General features: G+C 65.9%; 12 protein-coding genes and 3 rRNA genes. 6 read left to right on the top strand and 9 right to left on the bottom strand.

The window, feature by feature from the left end; translation table 11 throughout:
* Position 1: 1 nt before the first annotated feature.
* Positions 2-1,147 (bottom strand): S-methyl-5-thioribose-1-phosphate isomerase, encoded by a 1,146-nt coding sequence (gene mtnA, locus F0344_RS22310; RefSeq protein ID WP_185300493.1) that lies wholly within the window; start codon positions 1,145-1,147, stop codon positions 2-4.
* Between the two features lie 140 nt (positions 1,148-1,287).
* Here mtnA and F0344_RS22305 point away from each other — a divergent pair, with 140 nt between their 5' ends.
* From F0344_RS22305 to F0344_RS22285, 5 genes are read left to right on the top strand one after another with little or no spacing between them, the layout of a single operon-like run.
* Positions 1,288-2,490 carry a glycerophosphoryl diester phosphodiesterase membrane domain-containing protein gene (locus F0344_RS22305; RefSeq protein WP_185300492.1) on the top strand — a complete coding sequence of 401 codons (1,203 nt, stop codon included), beginning with the start codon at positions 1,288-1,290 and terminating at the stop codon, positions 2,488-2,490.
* Positions 2,491-2,494: 4 nt separating this feature from the next.
* Entirely contained in the window at positions 2,495-3,181 is a 687-nt protein-coding gene (locus F0344_RS22300) for a DUF4129 domain-containing protein (RefSeq protein WP_185300491.1), read from the top strand.
* Entirely contained in the window at positions 3,178-4,413 is a 1,236-nt protein-coding gene (locus F0344_RS22295) for a DUF4350 domain-containing protein (protein ID WP_185300490.1), read from the top strand. The genes F0344_RS22300 and F0344_RS22295 overlap by 4 nt, the downstream gene beginning before the upstream one ends.
* On the top strand, positions 4,410-5,429 hold the full coding sequence (locus tag F0344_RS22290) for an AAA family ATPase (RefSeq protein WP_258050047.1): 1,020 nt from the start codon (positions 4,410-4,412) through the stop codon (positions 5,427-5,429). Before F0344_RS22295 ends, F0344_RS22290 begins: the two co-directional genes overlap by 4 nt.
* 10 nt (positions 5,430-5,439) lie before the next feature.
* Complete coding sequence (locus tag F0344_RS22285; RefSeq protein ID WP_185300489.1) at positions 5,440-6,753, top strand: DUF58 domain-containing protein; 1,314 nt, start codon at positions 5,440-5,442, stop codon at positions 6,751-6,753.
* 144 nt (positions 6,754-6,897) lie between these two features.
* Here the strand turns inward: F0344_RS22285 and rrf are convergent.
* From rrf to F0344_RS22265, 4 genes are all read right to left on the bottom strand, one after another.
* Positions 6,898-7,014 (bottom strand): 5S ribosomal RNA (rrf, locus tag F0344_RS22280).
* 76 nt (positions 7,015-7,090) lie between these two features.
* Positions 7,091-10,217, bottom strand: a 23S ribosomal RNA gene (locus F0344_RS22275).
* A 303-nt stretch (positions 10,218-10,520) separates the two neighbouring features.
* Positions 10,521-12,046: ribosomal RNA gene (locus tag F0344_RS22270) — 16S ribosomal RNA — on the bottom strand.
* The 16S, 23S and 5S rRNA genes sit together here, the layout of an rRNA operon.
* 692 nt (positions 12,047-12,738) lie before the next feature.
* The gene (locus tag F0344_RS22265; RefSeq protein ID WP_185300488.1) at positions 12,739-13,746 is read right to left on the bottom strand and encodes a stage II sporulation protein M; all 1,008 of its coding nucleotides are present in this window, start codon (positions 13,744-13,746) and stop codon (positions 12,739-12,741) included.
* Positions 13,747-13,865: 119 nt separating this feature from the next.
* Here F0344_RS22265 and F0344_RS22260 point away from each other — a divergent pair, with 119 nt between their 5' ends.
* The gene (locus F0344_RS22260; RefSeq protein WP_185300487.1) at positions 13,866-14,810 is read left to right on the top strand and encodes an RDD family protein; all 945 of its coding nucleotides are present in this window, start codon (positions 13,866-13,868) and stop codon (positions 14,808-14,810) included.
* On the opposite strand, the gene F0344_RS22255 is transcribed toward F0344_RS22260, so the two are convergent.
* The 4 genes from F0344_RS22255 to manA all read right to left on the bottom strand — a co-directional run bounded on the left by F0344_RS22255 (position 14,807) and on the right by manA (position 19,544).
* Entirely contained in the window at positions 14,807-15,424 is a 618-nt protein-coding gene (locus F0344_RS22255; RefSeq protein ID WP_185300486.1) for a hypothetical protein, read from the bottom strand. The two genes, F0344_RS22260 and F0344_RS22255, sit on opposite strands and share 4 nt — an antisense overlap.
* 149 nt (positions 15,425-15,573) lie before the next feature.
* Positions 15,574-17,031, bottom strand: coding sequence for an adenosylhomocysteinase (gene ahcY / locus F0344_RS22250; RefSeq protein WP_185300485.1), 1,458 nt, complete (start codon positions 17,029-17,031; stop codon positions 15,574-15,576).
* A gap of 282 nt (positions 17,032-17,313) precedes the next feature.
* Positions 17,314-18,294, bottom strand: coding sequence for a cation diffusion facilitator family transporter (locus F0344_RS22245; RefSeq protein ID WP_185300484.1), 981 nt, complete (start codon positions 18,292-18,294; stop codon positions 17,314-17,316).
* An 86-nt stretch (positions 18,295-18,380) separates the two neighbouring features.
* Positions 18,381-19,544, bottom strand: coding sequence for a mannose-6-phosphate isomerase, class I (gene manA / locus F0344_RS22240; RefSeq protein WP_185300483.1), 1,164 nt, complete (start codon positions 19,542-19,544; stop codon positions 18,381-18,383).
* Positions 19,545-19,596 lie beyond the last annotated feature (52 nt).

The following is a 19,596-nucleotide window of genomic DNA, read 5'->3' as shown; positions in this document are numbered from 1 at the left end:
ATTAGCTAATCGTTATCTGCGATGACCTGGCACACAGCTCTGCCAGTCCGACCCCCGTGACCGGGGAGATTACGCCCTCCTCCGTGACGATCGCCGTGACCAGCTCCGGCGGCGTGATGTCGAATGCGGGGTTGTACGCCGGGGCCCCAACCGGTGCGACGGGCAGTCCGCCCGCCTCTCCGCCCGGTGACACCATGTGCGGAGATGTGAGCTCCGTCACTTCTCGGCCGGGGCGCTGCTCCACAATGATCGCTTCCCCGTCCGCGGTGTCCAGATCGACAGTCGTCGTGGGTGCGACGACGATGAACGGCACATGGTGGTACTTGGCGAGCACGGCCAACGGATAACTCCCCACCTTGTTCGCCACCGAGCCGTCCGCGGCGATGCGGTCCGCCCCGATAAGTACGGCATCCACCTCACCCGCGGCAAACAGCGAACCCGCCGCGTTGTCCGTGAGCAAGCTGTACGCCATCCCGTTCCGCGCCGCTTCGTAGGCCGTGAGCCGGGCACCCTGGAGCAGCGGACGCGTCTCGTCCACCCACAGCCGCCTCAGCCGGCCGGCCCGGTGCGACTGGAGGGCCACCGCGAAAGCCGTGCCCTCACCACCCGACACGAGCGCACCCGTGTTGCAGTGGGTGAGGAGCCGATGACCGCCACCGGGCAACAGCTCGTCCAGAAGGGCCAGACCGAATCGCGCCATACGCCCGCTGGCCGCCGCGTCCTCCCTGTGCAGCGCCCGCGCCTCCGCGAGCGCCGCCCCGGCCGCCTGCCCGGCGGTCAGGCCCTTCTCGACGGCCGCCCAGTACACGCGGGCCACCCGCCGCACCCCGTAGGCGAGGTTCACAGCGGTGGGCCGCGCCCTCTCCAGCAGTCCCGTGGCCTCGGCCACGTCATATCCACGGGCCGCGGCGAGCGCCACCCCGTACCCCCCGGCGATACCCAGCAGCGGGGCACCCCGGACCGCCAGGGCCCGGATGGCCCGCACCAGCGCGGGTACGTCGGTACACACCAGCTCCACTTCCTCGACCGGCAGCCGGGTCTGGTCGAGAAGGACCAGCACAGGGCCTTCCGGAAGCTCGTCCCAGCGAAGTACGGAGAGCGCCGGAGGCTCGATGCCCACCGGTGATTGCGCGTCCTGATCAGCCATCCGCCCAGTCTGCCCGGTAAGGCGTCCACAAATGAAGGCACGAAGGAGATGGAGCGTCCGGTCCGCGCCGCAGCGTCGCGTGGCACGATGGCTGCCAACCTCCCGCCCCGATGAGCGGACGGGATCGTGAAGGAGCGAGAATGAACGACTCTCCGGGCTGGGCCTCGCCCGGATCTGCCCCCTCCGACGGCCAGGAGGCGGGAATCCCCCGCCCCTCCGAGCCCGTGGACGCCGGCAGCCCTGCACCCCAGTGGTCTCCCGCGCAGCCGCCTCCCGGGCAGTGGTCCCCACCGAGCACGTCCGGCACCGGCCCCGGAGCACACCCGCCGGCGCCCGGCTGGGGAGGCGCCCCGCAGGGCCCGGGATGGGGCAACGCGCCCATGGCGGCGAAGCCCGGGGTCATCCCGCTCCGCCCCCTGAGCATCGGCGAAATCCTCGACGGCGCGGTGTCCACGATGCGCGCCCACTGGCGCACGGTATTGGGCGTCAGCCTCACCGTCGCCGTGATCGCGCAGGTCGCGATCATTCTCATCCAGCGCTATCTGCTGCCCGCGCCGGTATCGGTCGACCCGAACGCCGTCGGCGCCGAGGCTCTGCGCCAGACCGCGGACTCCATGCAGTCCACCCTGCTCAGCAGCGCCCCGGCGACACTCATCTCGTTGATCGCCACGCTCATCACCACAGCGGTGCTGACCGTGGTGATCAGCCGTTCGGTACTCGGCCGCCGCGCGACGCTCTCCGATGCCTGGACCGAGGCCCGCCCCAGGCTCCCGCAGCTGCTCGGCCTGACCCTCCTGCTCAGCCTCATGAGCACCGCGATCATGGCGGCCGGTCTGCTCCCCGGCCTGCTGATCGGCTCCACCGCCGGGATCATGCTGGCCCTGCTCGGCTTCACCGCCGCGCTGGTCGTCGTCCTCTGGCTGATGGTCCGCTTCACACTCGCCGCTCCGGCACTGATGCTGGAACGACAGTCGATCCTGACCTCGATGCGCCGCTCCGCGAAGCTGGTCCAGGGTGCGTGGTGGCGCACCTTCGGCATCCTGGCGCTCACCTACCTGCTGGTCATCGTCGTGGCCCTGGTCATCGGCGTCCCCTTCGCCATCGTCGCGATCGCCATGGACGGCGCCGGGATCGGCGACCTGATGAACGGCAGCGCCGAGTTCGGCTGGCCCTTCCTCATCGTCTCGGGCATCGGCGAGGTCATCGTCTCGACGCTGACCTACCCCTTCACCGCGGGAGTGATGGCGCTGCTCTACGTCGACCAGCGCATCCGCCGCGAAGCCCTCGATCTCGACCTGGCGCGTGCCGCGAACGTGCCGGGCTACGACACCCACAGGAGCTGACGCAGTGCGGGGGGCGGGGGGCACCACTTCGATACGGCGATTCATCCGGGCGGACGAGATACCCGTGGACACTCCACGGGTCCCCGCCCGTGAGGCGGCTGAGGACGAACTGTCCAAGCCGATGTACCACGAGAACGATCCGAACCTTCTCCAGCGCGGCCTCAACAGCTTCTGGGACTGGCTCGCCGGCCTCTTCGACGCCGTCGCAGGCGGCGCACCTGGCGGACCGCTCGGAATCGTCCTGGTCGTACTGATCGTCGTGGGCCTGGCCGTCGCCCTCTGGTGGCGGCTGGGCACACCCCAGCGCACGGTCCGTTCCGCCGACGCCCTCTTCGGCGGCGGCACCCACACCGCGGACGCGCACCGCACGGCCGCCGAGACACACGCCGCCGCCGGCCGCTGGACCGAAGCGATCCAGGAGCGCATGCGCGCCGTAGTCCGCGACCTGGAGGAACGCGCACTGCTCGACCCCCGGCCCGGCCGCACCGCGGACGAGGCAGCCGCCAAAGCAGGCCGCCACCTCCCGCCGTACGCCGTCCGCCTCCGCACCGCGGCCAGGACCTTCGACGACGTCACATACGGCGGCCGCACAGGAACCGAGCAGACATACGCCACGCTGCTCGCCCTCGACCTGGAGCTCGTGGCCGCCAAGCCCTTGCTGACCAGCACGGTCCAAGGAGCCGGCGCATGACCAGGACGCCCACCACCTCCCCCACCTCGGCATCCCTCACAGCACGCCAGGTCTGGAACCGCACCCGCGGGCTCATGCTCGCCCTGCTCATCCTCGTGGTGGCGGGCATCACGCTCGCGGCCGTTCGCTCCGGCGACCACCACGGCCGCCTCGATCCCCGCTCCGCGGACCCGCAGGGCAGTCGCGCCGTCGCGGAACTCCTCGAACGGAGCGGCGTCTCCGTAGACGTCGTCACCACACTCGACGAGGCCACCGCCGCAGCCGGCCCCGACACGACCCTCCTCACCACCGCGCCCAATCTGCTCACGCCGTACCAGCAACGCCGGCTCAGCGCAGCCACAGCGGACTCCGCCGGCCGCACGGTCCTGCTCGCCCCGGACGGACTGTCCCTGCACCACCTGGCCCCAGGCGTACGAGCCCGGTCGCCCCGCCCCGTCGAGCCGAGGACCCCGCGCTGCGACCTCCCCGCCGCCCGAGACGCGGGCACAGCGGAGACGGGCGGCATCCGCTACACGGCGGACGCCCCGGCCACCACCTCCTGCTATCCGGACGACGGCCTCGCCACCGTCCTCGTCTTCCAGGGACAGCAAGCCGGCGACACCGTGCTGCTCGGCTCCCCCGACCTGCTCCACAACGACCGCCTCGCCCAGCAGGGCAACGCCTCGCTGGCGCTGCAACTCCTCGGTTCCCGCCCGCATCTCGTCTGGTACCTCCCTTCGCTCTCTGATCCCACCGCCACCGAAACCGACGAGGAAAGCGGAGCCCCGCCCACCGAGGAGGACAGAGCAGCAGGTGACTCGCAGAGTTTCACGGACCTGATCCCCTCCGGCTGGCTGTGGGGCACCCTGCAACTCGCCCTCGCTGCCGTACTCGTCGCCATCTGGCGAGCACGCCGTCTGGGTCCTCTCGTCACCGAACACCTGCCCGTAGCCATCCAGGCGTCCGAGACCACCGAGGGCCGCGCCCGCCTGTACCGCAAGGCCAATGCCCGCGACCGGGCCGCCGACTCCCTGCGCTCAGCCGCCCGTGCCCGCCTCGCACCCCTGGCCGGTGTCTCCCCCCGCGAAGCGCATTCCCCCGAAGTGCTCCTCCCCGCGATCTCGGCCCGCGTCACCGAACGGGTCGGCGACCTCAGCTCACTGCTCTTCGGTCCCGCACCCGACGACAACGCGGCCCTAGTCCTCCTGACCGACCAACTCGACGCCCTCGAAAGAGAGGTACGCACTTCATGAGCGCCCCGACCCCCGAGTCCACGGAGCCGAACGCGGCCGCCTGGCCCCCTGCGGCCCCCATGGACTCCGACAGCGCCCGCGCCTCCTTGGAAGCCCTGCGCTCCGAGATCGCCAAGGCCGTCGTCGGACAGGACCCGGCCGTCACCGGGCTCGTCGTCGCGCTGCTCTGCCGAGGTCACGTCCTGCTGGAAGGCGTCCCCGGGGTGGCCAAGACCCTTCTGGTCCGGGCTCTCGCCGCGTCACTGGAACTCGACACCAAGCGAGTCCAGTTCACCCCGGACCTCATGCCGAGCGACGTCACGGGCTCCCTCGTCTATGACGCCCGCACGGCAGAGTTCTCCTTCCAGCCCGGCCCGGTCTTCACGAACCTGCTTCTCGCCGACGAGATCAACCGCACGCCCCCCAAGACCCAGTCGTCCCTCCTCGAAGCGATGGAGGAACGCCAGGTCACCGTCGATGGGACCCCTCGCCTCCTGCCCGACCCGTTCCTGGTGGCCGCCACTCAGAACCCGGTCGAGTACGAAGGCACCTATCCCCTCCCCGAGGCCCAACTGGACCGCTTCCTCCTCAAGCTGACGGTGCCTCTTCCGTCACGCGAGGACGAGATCAGCGTCCTGACCCGTCACGCCGACGGCTTCAACCCCCGTGATCTGCGAGCAGCCGGTATCCGCCCCGTCGCCACACCCGCCGACCTGGAGGCCGCTCGCTCGGCCGTCGCGAAGACCAAGGTCTCCCCTGAGATCGCGGGCTATGTCGTGGATATCTGTCGTGCCACACGTGAGTCCCCCTCACTCTCGCTCGGCGCCTCCCCCCGAGGCGCCACAGCCCTGCTCTCCACCGCACGCGCCTGGGCCTGGCTTACCGGCCGGGACTACGTCATTCCGGACGACGTAAAGGCTTTGGCGCTTCCCACACTCCGTCATCGCATCCAACTGCGGCCCGAAGCGGAGATGGAAGGAGTCACCCCTGACTCCGTCATCACCGCGGTGCTCGCCCACGTACCCGTTCCCCGATGAGGCGGTGACCATGGCCCTCACCGGACGAACCGCGCTCCTGGCCGCCCTCGGGTCACTCCCCGTAGGCATCCTGGCCCCGAGCTGGACAGGCATGCTCGCGGTGAACGCCCCGCTGTCTCTCGCAATTCTGTGCGACTACGCCCTGGCAGCGCCAGTGCGTACGCTCCAGTTCACCCGATCCGGCGACACGTCCGTTCGACTGGGTGACGCGGCGCAGGTGCAACTGACCGTAACCAATCCCTCGCGTCGCCGACTGCGGGCCCACGTGCGCGATGCCTGGCCGCCCAGCAGCTGGCCCGTCGGCACGGACCGGGCCGCGTCCCGGCACGAGGTGACGGTCCCGGCGGGTGAACGCCGACGCCTCACCACGTTCCTCCGCCCCACCCGGCGCGGAGACCGCCGGGCCGAGCAGGTGACTGTTCGCTCCTTCGGTCCTCTCGGCCTGGCCGCCCGCCAGGGAAACCACCAGGTCCCCTGGACGGTCCGCGTCCTTCCGCCGTTCACGAGCCGCAAGCATCTGCCTTCCCGTCTGGCGCGTCTGCGCGAGCTCGACGGCCGCACCAGCGTGCTGACCCGTGGTGAAGGCACCGAGTTCGACAGCCTTCGTGCCTACGTGCCCGGTGATGACACCCGCTCCATCGACTGGCGGGCCACGGCCCGGCAGTCAGCCGTCGCTGTGCGGACCTGGCGTCCCGAGCGGGACCGGCACATCCTCATCGTGCTGGACACCGGCCGCACATCGGCGGGCCGCGTAGGTGACGTTCCCCGTCTCGACGCGGCGATGGACGCCACCCTGCTCCTCACCGCTCTCGCGACGCGTGCCGGCGACCGAGTCAATTTCCTCGCCTACGACCGCCGAGTCCGCGCCCAGGTCCAGGGCAGCACGGCTGCGGGCGACGTTCTGTCGTCGATCGTCACAGCCATGGCGCCTCTGGAAGCCGAACTCGTCGAGACGGATGCCCGCGGCCTCAGCAAGGCCGCACTGGCGAGCGCGCCCCGCCGCTCCCTGATCGTCCTTCTCACCGGCCTGGATTCCGCCCCCATCGAGGAGGGTCTGCTGCCGGTTCTTCCTCAGCTCACCAAGCGCCACACGGTGCTGCTGGCCTCGGTAGCCGATCCCCGCACCGAGTCGATGACGCAGGCACGGGGCACAGTGGACGCGATCTACGAGGCAGCAGCCGGCACTCAGGCTCAGGCCCAGCGGCGCCGCACCGCGGATCAGCTCAAGCGTCATGGTGTCGTGGTCGTCGATGCCACCCCGGAGAAGCTTGCGCCCGCGCTGGCGGATGCCTATCTGGCTCTCAAGGCTGCCGGTCGGCTCTGAATCCCGACGCCCAGCGTCCCCTTCCCCTCGTCGGTCGGAACCAGCAGGCCGCAAGGACCAGCAGAAGGGGGCAGCCCGCTGAAAATGTGTCTGAACGCAGAAAAGCCCCGTGCCACAAGGGCACGGGGCTTTCCCGGAATAATTGTTCGGCGGCGTCCTACTCTCCCACAGGGTCCCCCCTGCAGTACCATCGGCGCTGAAAGGCTTAGCTTCCGGGTTCGGAATGTAACCGGGCGTTTCCCTGACGCAATGACCACCGAAACACTATGAAATTTGAACGCTGGCATGAACACAGCTGTTCGTTATTTCAGAACTAACACAGTGGACGCGAGCAACTGAGGACAAGCCCTCGGCCTATTAGTACCAGTCAGCTCCACCCGTTACCGGGCTTCCACATCTGGCCTATCAACCCAGTCGTCTACTGGGAGCCTTAACCCCTCAAAGGGGGTGGGAATACTCATCTCGAAGCAGGCTTCCCGCTTAGATGCTTTCAGCGGTTATCCTTTCCGAACGTAGCCAACCAGCCATGCCCTTGGCAGGACAACTGGCACACCAGAGGTTCGTCCGTCCCGGTCCTCTCGTACTAGGGACAGCCCTTCTCAATATTCCTACGCGCACAGCGGATAGGGACCGAACTGTCTCACGACGTTCTAAACCCAGCTCGCGTACCGCTTTAATGGGCGAACAGCCCAACCCTTGGGACCGACTCCAGCCCCAGGATGCGACGAGCCGACATCGAGGTGCCAAACCATCCCGTCGATATGGACTCTTGGGGAAGATCAGCCTGTTATCCCCGGGGTACCTTTTATCCGTTGAGCGACAGCGCTTCCACAAGCCACTGCCGGATCACTAGTCCCGACTTTCGTCCCTGCTCGACCCGTCGGTCTCACAGTCAAGCTCCCTTGTGCACTTACACTCAACACCTGATTGCCAACCAGGCTGAGGGAACCTTTGGGCGCCTCCGTTACTCTTTAGGAGGCAACCGCCCCAGTTAAACTACCCATCAGACACTGTCCCTGATCCGGATCACGGACCCAGGTTAGACATCCAGCACGACCAGAGTGGTATTTCAACGACGACTCCACAACCACTGGCGTGGCCGCTTCAAAGTCTCCCACCTATCCTACACAAGCCGAACCGAACACCAATATCAAACTATAGTAAAGGTCCCGGGGTCTTTCCGTCCTGCTGCGCGAAACGAGCATCTTTACTCGTAGTGCAATTTCACCGGGCCTATGGTTGAGACAGTCGAGAAGTCGTTACGCCATTCGTGCAGGTCGGAACTTACCCGACAAGGAATTTCGCTACCTTAGGATGGTTATAGTTACCACCGCCGTTTACTGGCGCTTAAGTTCTCAGCTTCGCACACCCGAAAGTGCACTAACCGGTCCCCTTAACGTTCCAGCACCGGGCAGGCGTCAGTCCGTATACATCGCCTTACGGCTTCGCACGGACCTGTGTTTTTAGTAAACAGTCGCTTCTCGCTGGTCTCTGCGGCCACCCCCAGCTCACCGAGTAAATCGGATCACCAGTGATGGCCCCCCTTCTCCCGAAGTTACGGGGGCATTTTGCCGAGTTCCTTAACCATAGTTCACCCGAACGCCTCGGTATTCTCTACCTGACCACCTGAGTCGGTTTAGGGTACGGGCCGCCATGAAACTCGCTAGAGGCTTTTCTCGGCAGCATAGGATCATCCACTTCACCACAATCGGCTCGGCATCAGGTCTCAGCCTTGATGTGTGACGGATTTACCTATCACACGGCCTACACCCTTACCCCGGGAACAACCATCGCCCGGGTTGGACTACCTTCCTGCGTCACCCCATCGCTTACCTACTACAAGTCTGGTTCATCGGCTCCACCACTTCCCTCAACTCCGAAGAGATCGGGCCGGCTTCACGGACTTAGCATCGCCTGATTCAGTACTGGGCGTTTCAAAGCGGGTACCGGAATATCAACCGGTTGTCCATCGACTACGCCTGTCGGCCTCGCCTTAGGTCCCGACTTACCCTGGGCAGATCAGCTTGACCCAGGAACCCTTAGTCAATCGGCGCACACGTTTCTCACGTGTGTATCGCTACTCATGCCTGCATTCTCACTCGTGAACCGTCCACAACTCGCTTCCGCGGCTGCTTCACCCGGCACACGACGCTCCCCTACCCATCCACACGGGCGTTGGCCCTATATGTGTGAATGACACGACTTCGGCGGTACGCTTGAGCCCCGCTACATTGTCGGCGCGGAATCACTTGACCAGTGAGCTATTACGCACTCTTTCAAGGGTGGCTGCTTCTAAGCCAACCTCCTGGTTGTCTCTGCGACTCCACATCCTTTCCCACTTAGCGTACGCTTAGGGGCCTTAGTCGATGCTCTGGGCTGTTTCCCTCTCGACCATGGAGCTTATCCCCCACAGTCTCACTGCCGTGCTCTCACTTACCGGCATTCGGAGTTTGGCTAAGGTCAGTAACCCGGTAGGGCCCATCGCCTATCCAGTGCTCTACCTCCGGCAAGAAACACACGACGCTGCACCTAAATGCATTTCGGGGAGAACCAGCTATCACGGAGTTTGATTGGCCTTTCACCCCTAACCACAGGTCATCCCCCAGGTTTTCAACCCTGGTGGGTTCGGTCCTCCACGAAGTCTTACCTCCGCTTCAACCTGCCCATGGCTAGATCACTCCGCTTCGGGTCTAGAGCGTGCAACTCAATCGCCCTATTCGGACTCGCTTTCGCTACGGCTTCCCCACACGGGTTAACCTCGCTACACACCGCTAACTCGCAGGCTCATTCTTCAAAAGGCACGCAGTCACGACTGCTGTTCCGAAGAACAACAGCGACGCTCCCACGGCTTGTAGGCACACGGTTTCAGGTACTATTTCACTCCGCTCCCGCGGTACTTTTCACCATTCCCTCACGGTACTATCCGCTATCGGTCACCAGGGAATATTTAGGCTTAGCGGGTGGTCCCGCCAGATTCACACGGGATTTCTCGGGCCCCGTGCTACTTGGGTGTCTCTTAAACGAGCCGTTGATGTTTCAGCTACGGGGGTCTTACCCTCTACGCCGGACCTTTCGCATGTCCTTCGCCTACATCAACGGTTTCTGACTCGTCTCACAGTCGGCAGACTATGAAAAAGAGATCCCACAACCCCGTATGCGCAACCCCTGCCGGGTATCACACGCATACGGTTTGGCCTCATCCAGTTTCGCTCGCCACTACTCCCGGAATCACGGTTGTTTTCTCTTCCTGCGGGTACTGAGATGTTTCACTTCCCCGCGTTCCCTCCACACTGCCTATGTGTTCAGCAGTGGGTGACAGCCCATGACGGCTGCCGGGTTTCCCCATTCGGAAACCCCCGGATCAAAGCTTGGTTGACAGCTCCCCGGGGACTATCGTGGCCTCCCACGTCCTTCATCGGTTCCTGGTGCCAAGGCATCCACCGTGCGCCCTTAAAAACTTGGCCACAGATGCTCGCGTCCACTGTGCAGTTCTCAAACAACGACCAGCCACCCATCACCCCACCCTTACAGGCGAGTTCACTGGGGCCGGCACCGAAGATCCAGACAAAAAAATGCCCGTACCTTCAGATACCCAACAGCGTGCCCGACCCGACCGACCCATTCCCTCTTTCCACGCCGAAGCAGTACTTGAGAAAACCAACCTGTCGTGCCGAATAGTCAACGTTCCACCCTTGAGCAACCACCGTCGAACATTTGCCGACGAAATGGTCTCTGGATTCCCCGAAGGAAACCTAGATGCTCCTTAGAAAGGAGGTGATCCAGCCGCACCTTCCGGTACGGCTACCTTGTTACGACTTCGTCCCAATCGCCAGTCCCACCTTCGACAGCTCCCTCCCACAAGGGGTTGGGCCACCGGCTTCGGGTGTTACCGACTTTCGTGACGTGACGGGCGGTGTGTACAAGGCCCGGGAACGTATTCACCGCAGCAATGCTGATCTGCGATTACTAGCAACTCCGACTTCATGGGGTCGAGTTGCAGACCCCAATCCGAACTGAGACCGGCTTTTTGAGATTCGCTCCGCCTCGCGGCATCGCAGCTCATTGTACCGGCCATTGTAGCACGTGTGCAGCCCAAGACATAAGGGGCATGATGACTTGACGTCGTCCCCACCTTCCTCCGAGTTGACCCCGGCAGTCTCCTGTGAGTCCCCATCACCCCGAAGGGCATGCTGGCAACACAGAACAAGGGTTGCGCTCGTTGCGGGACTTAACCCAACATCTCACGACACGAGCTGACGACAGCCATGCACCACCTGTATACCGACCACAAGGGGGGCACCATCTCTGATGCTTTCCGGTATATGTCAAGCCTTGGTAAGGTTCTTCGCGTTGCGTCGAATTAAGCCACATGCTCCGCTGCTTGTGCGGGCCCCCGTCAATTCCTTTGAGTTTTAGCCTTGCGGCCGTACTCCCCAGGCGGGGAACTTAATGCGTTAGCTGCGGCACCGACGACGTGGAATGTCGCCAACACCTAGTTCCCAACGTTTACGGCGTGGACTACCAGGGTATCTAATCCTGTTCGCTCCCCACGCTTTCGCTCCTCAGCGTCAGTAATGGCCCAGAGATCCGCCTTCGCCACCGGTGTTCCTCCTGATATCTGCGCATTTCACCGCTACACCAGGAATTCCGATCTCCCCTACCACACTCTAGCTAGCCCGTATCGAATGCAGACTCGGGGTTAAGCCCCGAGCTTTCACATCCGACGTGACAAGCCGCCTACGAGCTCTTTACGCCCAATAATTCCGGACAACGCTCGCACCCTACGTATTACCGCGGCTGCTGGCACGTAGTTAGCCGGTGCTTCTTCTGCAGGTACCGTCACTTGCGCTTCTTCCCTGCTGAAAGAGGTTTACAACCCGAAGGCCGTCATCCCTCACGCGGCGTCGCTGCATCAGGCTTTCGCCCATTGTGCAATATTCCCCACTGCTGCCTCCCGTAGGAGTCTGGGCCGTGTCTCAGTCCCAGTGTGGCCGGTCGCCCTCTCAGGCCGGCTACCCGTCGTCGCCTTGGTAGGCCATTACCCCACCAACAAGCTGATAGGCCGCGGGCTCATCCTTCACCGCCGGAGCTTTTAACCCCGTCCCATGCAGGACAGAGTGTTATCCGGTATTAGACCCCGTTTCCAGGGCTTGTCCCAGAGTGAAGGGCAGATTGCCCACGTGTTACTCACCCGTTCGCCACTAATCCACCCCGAAGGGCTTCATCGTTCGACTTGCATGTGTTAAGCACGCCGCCAGCGTTCGTCCTGAGCCAGGATCAAACTCTCCGTGAATGTATTCCCGTAATCGGGACGACACCACGAGAGCGGAACGACCGAGTCGGAATATGACCGGTCGTTCACAGCGTCCTCGCTAGTGTTGCCTACCCGGACCACGAGGGCCCGGAATAGGACTTTTCAAAGGAACCACCAACCTGCCGAAGCAGGCCGGGGTATCAACATATCTGGCGTTGACTTTTGGCACGCTGTTGAGTTCTCAAGGAACGGACGCTTCCTTCGGTCCCGTTTCACCGGGGCCCTCCGGGCGCTTCCCTTCGTTCTTGCGTTTCCGACTCTATCAGACTCTTTCGTGTCCGATTCCCGGTCGAAGCGGGATTCGCTTTCCAGTTCCTCGCTTTCGCGTTTCCCTTTCCGGCGGTTCCAACCTTACCAGAATCATTTCGTACCGTTTCCGGTTCGAATTTGCTTCCGGCGGCCTGTTGGAGGGCCTTTGCCTTTCGGCTGATCCGACTTTATCAGAAATATTCCGGCCGATTGAACGGCCTGATGATTTCAAATAAGAGAATCGATGGCTCTGCGGAAGTCCTGGACTTCCGGTACGAGCGAGATGAACTTAACCGTCACACCCGAACTTGTCCAGTCCGAGTGAACTGTTTAAATCTACCTCCCCACGCAGACTGTGTCAACAGTTTTTTGTGGGCGAAGAGGAGACTAGCAGGTCGCCGAGGGGCGTTGCACATCGGTCCTCAGGCGGCGGACGGGAGTTCGGCGCTGCGCTCGCCCGCGTCGAGGTCGCCGGTGTCCCCGGCGCGGGCCGCTCGGCCTCCGAGGATGTAGACGTAGGCAAGAAATGCCAGCTCAGCCCCGATACCAATGGAGACGCGGGCCCAGGTCGGAAGGCCGGAAGGGGTGACGAAGCCTTCGATGAGGCCCGAGACGAAGAGCACCAACGCGAGTCCGATAGCCATACCGATCGCGGCACGTCCCTGTTGGGCCAGGGCCGAACGTCGGGTGAAGGGGCCCGGATCGATGACGGTCCAGCCGAGCCGGAGGCCCGTACCCGCTGCCACGAAGACGGCCGTCAGCTCCAGCAGGCCGTGCGGAAGGACAAGGCCGAGGAAGACGTCCAGCCGGCCGGCCGAGGACATGAGGCCTATGCCCACGGCGAGATTGAGGACGTTGACGAAGAGGATGTAGATCACCGGTATGCAGAGGAACGCCCCGAGGACCAGGCACATCGCGGCGGCCTGCGCGTTGTTCGTCCACACCTGGGCCGCGAACGAGGCTGCCGGGTGGCTGGAGTAGTACGTCTCGTACTCCCCGCCCGGTCGCGTGAGCCGACGCAGGTCGTCGGGGGCGGCGATCGCCGACTGGACCTCCGGGTGCGTGCCGATCCACCAGCCGATGAGTGCCGCCAGCAGTGTGGAGAGTACGGCGGTGGGAACCCACCAGTGCCGGGAGCGGTAGACGGCTGCGGGAAATCCGGCGCTCAGGAACCGGGCGGCGTCGCGCCAAGACGCCTTGCGGGTGCCGGTGACCACGGAGCGGGCTCGGGCAACCAGCTGCGTGAGACGGGCGGTGAGCAGGGGGTCCGGAGCGCTGGACTGGATCAGTGACAGATGGGTCGCCGTGCGCTGGTAGAGCACGACAAGTTCATCCGCCTCCGCCCCTGTGAGCTGCCTTCCGCGGTGCAGGAGGTGGTCCAGGCGGTCCCACTCGGTGTGGTGGGCGGTGACGAAGACGTCGAGATCCATGGTCGGCTGCTGCTCCAGGCATGGGTGCGTACGGGTCCGTACTACTGCGGCGCGTTGCGGGTCAGCTTGGCAGACTGAGGTTTTGAGGGGCATGGAAGGTCGTCGAAGGGGTGGGCGCGATGAATGAGCTGGTGACCGGTGACGCGGTCGTATTGGGGTTGCGGCCTGCGAGGCTGCCGAGCCGCGCGTTGGCGACAGCGATCGATCTGGCGGCGGTTCTGCTGGTGTTCGTGACGGTATCGATCTGTCTTGCCATTGCGACGGTGTCACTCGACGAGGCGGCGAAGGCGGCGATAGCGGTCGCGACCTTCCTCCTCGTACTGGTGGGAGGCCCTATCGCGGTGGAAACACTGAGCCACGGCCGTTCGCTGGGGAAGCTGGCGTGCGGGCTCCGCGTGGTGCGCGACGACGGGGGGCCGATCCGGTTCCGGCACGCGCTCGTGCGGGGGTCCATGGGGATCGTCGAGATTCTGCTGACGTTCGGTGTCGTGGCCTGCATCGCGTCGCTGGTGTCGGCGCGTGGACGGCGGCTCGGTGATGTCTTCGCCGGCACGCTCGTCGTACGTGAGCGGCTGCCGGCCGGGCGGGCCGTGGCCGTACCGCCTCCGCCGCCGTGGCTGGTCGGACGGTTCGCCCACTTGGATCTGTCGTCCGTCCCCGATGATCTCTGGCTGGCGATCCGGCAGTACCTGACGCGTATGCGCGAACTCGACGCGGCGGTGGGATGGTCCGTCGCCGAGCGTCTGGCCGGTGATCTGGCGGCGCGGACGGGGGTACCGGTGCCGACCGGGGTCCCCGCGGCGGCCTTTCTGGCGGCGGTGGTGAACGAGCGGCAGGCGCGGGATGCGCGGCGGGCGTTCGCGCCTTCGCCCGCCGGGCGCCCCGTGGCCTCGGGTGGGGGCGGGGTTCCGTCACTACCAACGATGGCGCGTGGGGCGGGGGCGGCGGCTGTGGTGCCTGCGCGGGTGCCCGTCGCTGGGGCTCGTGTGCCTCTGCGGAAGTCTGAGGCGGGCACTTCGAAACCCGAGGAGGGCACGTCCAGCGGGTTCGCTCCGCCTGCCTAGTGCGCGGGGGGCGAGGGAGGTGATTCCAGGTGTTCCAGCTCGATGCCCGGGGCCGAGAGGACCACGTCGCCCGCGAGGTGGACCGTGTGCCTGTCGCCGGTGTCCAGGTCGCTGACCTGGTATTCGTCCACGACCAAGGGTCCGTTGTCAGTGGCGTGGGCTTCACTGTTCACCAGGGCCCAGGACTGATCGACGGTGCGGGGTGCGAGGACCGGGTCCGTGAAGGTGACCAGGCGGATCCGGGTCTCGGCGGAATCGGGGGTGAGGCGCAGGAGTCGGGCAGTGGCGACGAGGAACGCGGGAGAGGTGCCGGAGAAGGCGTGGGCGCGGACATTGCCTTCCGTGGCATGGGTCCCGCTCGGGTCGTTCCGGACCCAGGTGACGCCTTCGAGGGCTGCGCCGCGGACCTGCCAGCTCCTGGCATGGAGTTCCATGCGGATGGGGCGGCCGAGCTCGTCGAGGGTGAGGTCGAGGGAGCCGAGGTGGTCTCCGGACGGGGCCGTGGTCTGCGAGACGTAGCGCCAACCGGAAGGGCCGGGGGCGCAGTGGAAGTGTTCTTCGCCGAGGGGGGTGTGGTCGTGGAGATCGTGGAGCGAATACCGGCCGCGGGGCATGGGGTCCTTCGGGTTCCTCGGGGCTGTGCGGGTGCGATACGGGGCAGGCCCCCGGCACGGGGGTGCGGGGGCCTGCGCTCGTAGCTGCTGCTGAGGTTGTTTCCCTCCGTCGGCGCCAGGTGGTGACGACCGCGGCGCCGGCGGGTGGATCAGTAGCGGTAGTGGTCGGACTTGTACGGTCCGTCGACCTCGACGCCGATGTAGGCGGCCTGCTCGGGACGCAGGGTCGTGAGCCTGACGCCGAGTGCGGCGAGGTGGAGACGGGCGACCTTCTCGTCGAGGTGCTTGGGCAGCACGTAGACGTCCGTCGGGTACTCCTCGGGCTTCGTGTACAGCTCGATCTGGGCCAGGGTCTGGTCCGCGAACGAGTTGGACATGACGAACGAGGGGTGGCCGGTGGCGTTGCCCAGGTTCAGCAGGCGGCCCTCGGACAGCACGATGAGGACCTTGCCGTCGGGGAACGTCCAGGTGTGGACCTGCGGCTTGACCTCGTCCTTGACGATGCCGTCGATCTTCGCCAGGCCTGCCATGTCGATCTCGTTGTCGAAGTGGCCGATGTTCCCGACGATGGCCTGGTGCTTCATCTTGGCCATGTCCGCGGCCATGATGATGTCCTTGTTGCCCGTCGTGGTGATGAAGATGTCGGCCTGGGCGACGACGTCGTCGAGCGTGGCGACCTGGTAGCCGTCCATTGCGGCCTGAAGGGCGCAGATCGGGTCGATCTCGGTGATGATCACGCGGGCGCCCTGGCCGCGCAGGGACTCCGCGCAGCCCTTGCCCACGTCGCCGTAGCCGCAGACGACGGCGGTCTTGCCGCCGATCAGGACGTCGGTGGCGCGGTTGATGCCGTCGATCAGCGAGTGGCGGCAGCCGTACTTGTTGTCGAACTTCGACTTGGTGACCGCGTCGTTGACGTTGATCGCCGGGAAGAGGAGGGTGCCGTCACGGTGCATCTCGTACAGGCGGTGCACACCGGTCGTGGTCTCTTCGGTGACGCCGCGGATCTCGGACGCCAGCTGGGTCCACTTCTGCGGGGCCTCACCGAGGGTGCGGTTCAGCAGGGTGAGGATGTACGCGTACTCCTCGCTGTCCGCCGTCGACGGGTCCGGGGCCGCGCCCGCCTTCTCGAACTCGACGCCCTTGTGGACGAGGAGGGTGGCGTCGCCACCGTCGTCGAGGATCATGTTCGGGCCACCGGTGAGGGTGTTCGGCCAGGTCAGCGCCTGCTCCGTGCACCACCAGTACTCCTCCAGCGTCTCGCCCTTCCAGGCGAAGACCGGGACGCCTGCGGGGGCCTCCGGGGTGCCGTTCGGTCCGACGGCGATGGCCGCGGCGGCGTGGTCCTGGGTGGAGAAGATGTTGCAGGACGCCCAGCGGACCTCGGCGCCGAGGGCGACCAGGGTCTCGATGAGCACGGCCGTCTGCACCGTCATGTGCAGCGAACCGGTGACCCGGGCGCCGGCCAGCGGCTGCGCGGCGGCGTACTCCTTGCGGATCGACATCAGGCCGGGCATCTCGTGCTCGGCGAGGGTGATCTCCTTGCGCCCGAAGGCGGCAAGGGAAAGGTCGGCGACCTTGAAGTCCTGGCGATTGGCGGTCGTCGTCATAACGGGCTGCTCCTCGTGATGGGTCGAGGGTGGGCTTGGCTGGCTCTGCGGCGGCGGGCACACGAATGCCCGGGAGTTCGCGGTGCAGTCCGTCGGAGGCCCTCTCTCCCTCGGCCGGTCCGCGGTGCGGACCGATCGACCGCCATCAGCAGCGACGTCTGTTACTCCATAAGAATCTACACCGGTCGGCCCGGTGTGCCCCAGCCCGTCCAGGGGCTTGGGGCGATCACCGGGCCGTCGGGGGTGGAAGGCGGTGTTCGTCAGAGGCTCGTCAGCCGCTCGTCAGTGGCCGGATTTCGTCGGAGCCGGGGCACCGGGAGACGTGGCCGGGTTGGTGCCCGCGGCGGCGGCTTCCTCGTTGTATATGTCCGGCTCCAGGTAGATGACCCGGGCGATCGGGACGGCTTCGCGGATACGGGATTCGGCGGCGTTGATGGCGTGGGCGATCTCGGTGGCGCTGTCGTCGTGCTCGACCGCGATCTTTGCCGCCACCAGCAGTTCTTCCGGGCCGAGGTGGAGGGTGCGCATGTGGATGATGCGGGTGACGCTCTCGCCGTCGACGACCGCCGCCTTGATCTTCTCGACGTCCTCGATGCCTGCGGACTCGCCGAGGAGGAGGGACTTCGTCTCGACTGCGAGCACGATCGCGATGATGATCAGCAGGATGCCGATGCAGAGGGTGCCGATGCCGTCCCAGACGCCGTCGCCGGTGACCAGGGCGAGGCTCACACCGGCGAGGGCCAGGATCAGGCCGACCAGGGCACCGAGGTCTTCCAGGAGGACGACGGGGAGCTCGGGGGCCTTCGAGTGGCGGACGAACTCCGTCCAGGAGCGCTCGCCCCGGGTCAGGTTGGACTCCTTGATGGCCGTGCGGAAGGAGAAGGTCTCGGCGATGATCGCGAAGACCAGCACGCCGACCGGCCAGTACCAGGCCTCGATCTCGTGCGGGTGCTTGATCTTCTCGTAGCCCTCGTAGATCGCGAACATGCCACCGACCGAGAACAGCACGATGGAGACGAGGAAGGCGTAGATGTAGCGCTCGCGCCCGTATCCGAAGGGATGCTCGGGAGTGGCCTCGCGCTTGGCCTTCTTGCCGCCGAGCAGGAGGAGACCCTGGTTGCCGGAGTCGGCGAGCGAGTGGACGCTCTCCGCGAGCATCGACGACGAGCCACTGAAGACGAACGCTACGAATTTGGCCACTGCGATCGCGAGGTTGGCGACTAGTGCCGCCACGATCGCCTTGGTTCCGCCTGACGCGCTCATGGGTGCCTGGTGTCCCTTCCTCGGTGCTGCGGCACGGGCGCCGCTGTACGGCCGGACATTGTTGCAGCCGCTGTGCGGACGGTACGTCAAGCCACCACGGTCGCGCGGAACAGCGTGCCCGTACGGGATGCTTCGACCTTTTCGTCCGCCGGAACGAACACCGATTCGCCAGGGGCGAGTTCGAGATCACCGACGCGGGGGGCACCGGAGGTGCAGAGCAGGATCTGCGGAGTGGACACCGTCAGGTCGACAGGGGCGGCTCCGGGCGACAGGTCGTAGCGGGACAGCCGGAACTCGTCGACCGGCGTCTCGTAGGGTTCCTCGCCGGACGGTGCCGCCTCGGGGCGCAGGACGCCCGGGTCGGTCGCCTCGAAGCGAACGACGCGCAGGAGTTCGGGGACGTCGATGTGCTTGGGGGTGAGTCCGCAGCGCAGCACGTTGTCCGAGTTGGCCATGATCTCGACGCCGAGGCCGCCGAGATAGGCGTGCGGGACGCCCGCGCCGAGGAACAGGGCCTCTCCGGGTTGGAGTTCCACGTGGTTCAGGAGCATCGCGGCGAGGACGCCGGGGTCGCCGGGGTAGTGGTGGGCGAGCTGGGCGTACGGGGCGTGGGCGCCGCCGAGGCGTTCGGCCGCGGCCGCCGCCTCGGTGACCGTGGCCGCCATCTCCGCCGGTTCGGCGGTGAGGATCGCCGTCAGGACCTCACGCAGGGCCGCCTCTTCGGGCTTGGCACGCAGGAGGTCCACGTACGGCATGAGGGAATCGACACCGAGTGCCTCTATCGCGTCGGCCGCTTCGGCGGGCCTGCGGAAACCGCAGAGTCCCTCGAAGGGGGTGAGCGCGCAGATCAGCTCGGGCTTGTGGTTGGCGTCCCTGTACGTGCGGTGGGGAGCCGAGACCGGGACCCCCCGGCTCTCCTCGTCCGCGTATCCCCTCTTGGCCTGGTCGAGGTCGGGGTGCACCTGGAGGGAGAGCGGGGCGCCGGCGGCCAGCAGCTTCAGGAGGAAGGGGAGGCGGGGGCCGAACTTGTCGACGGCCGGCCGGCCCAGTTCGCGGCCGGGGTCGGCGGCGATGACCTCGGTGAGGGGCTGCTCGGCGCCCGCGCGGGTGACCCTGGACGGCGCTCCTGGGTGGGCGCCCATCCACATCTCGGCCTGCGGCTCGCCGGTGGGGGCGATGCCGAGCAGCTCGGGGATGGCCGTGGTGGAGCCCCAGGCATAGGGGCGCACGGTGTTGGAGAGCCGGTCCATGGGGTTCGTCCTCGGGAAGCGGGGTGGATGCGGTGGTGGGTGCCGCGAGGGC

The sequence above is a fragment of the Streptomyces finlayi genome (genome assembly GCF_014216315.1).
GTDB classification, from domain to species: Bacteria; Actinomycetota; Actinomycetes; order Streptomycetales; family Streptomycetaceae; genus Streptomyces; species Streptomyces finlayi_A.
The sequence above is the reverse complement of the archived record's forward strand: the minus strand, read 5'-3'. Positions and strand labels throughout refer to the sequence as shown.

What these genes read in the sequence shown, in the direction of transcription:
- mtnA (WP_185300493.1), bottom strand. Translation starts at nt 1,147, where the DNA reads ATGGCTGATCAGGACGCGCAATCACCGGTGGGCATCGAGCCTCCGGCG.
- F0344_RS22305 (WP_185300492.1), top strand. Translation starts at nt 1,288, where the DNA reads ATGAACGACTCTCCGGGCTGGGCCTCGCCCGGATCTGCCCCCTCCGAC.
- F0344_RS22295 (WP_185300490.1), top strand. Translation starts at nt 3,178, where the DNA reads ATGACCAGGACGCCCACCACCTCCCCCACCTCGGCATCCCTCACAGCA.
- F0344_RS22290 (WP_258050047.1), top strand. Translation starts at nt 4,410, where the DNA reads ATGAGCGCCCCGACCCCCGAGTCCACGGAGCCGAACGCGGCCGCCTGG.
- F0344_RS22285 (WP_185300489.1), top strand. Translation starts at nt 5,440, where the DNA reads ATGGCCCTCACCGGACGAACCGCGCTCCTGGCCGCCCTCGGGTCACTC.
- F0344_RS22265 (WP_185300488.1), bottom strand. Translation starts at nt 13,746, where the DNA reads ATGGATCTCGACGTCTTCGTCACCGCCCACCACACCGAGTGGGACCGC.
- F0344_RS22260 (WP_185300487.1), top strand. Translation starts at nt 13,866, where the DNA reads ATGAATGAGCTGGTGACCGGTGACGCGGTCGTATTGGGGTTGCGGCCT.
- F0344_RS22255 (WP_185300486.1), bottom strand. Translation starts at nt 15,424, where the DNA reads ATGCCCCGCGGCCGGTATTCGCTCCACGATCTCCACGACCACACCCCC.
- ahcY (WP_185300485.1), bottom strand. Translation starts at nt 17,031, where the DNA reads ATGACGACGACCGCCAATCGCCAGGACTTCAAGGTCGCCGACCTTTCC.
- F0344_RS22245 (WP_185300484.1), bottom strand. Translation starts at nt 18,294, where the DNA reads ATGAGCGCGTCAGGCGGAACCAAGGCGATCGTGGCGGCACTAGTCGCC.
- manA (WP_185300483.1), bottom strand. Translation starts at nt 19,544, where the DNA reads ATGGACCGGCTCTCCAACACCGTGCGCCCCTATGCCTGGGGCTCCACC.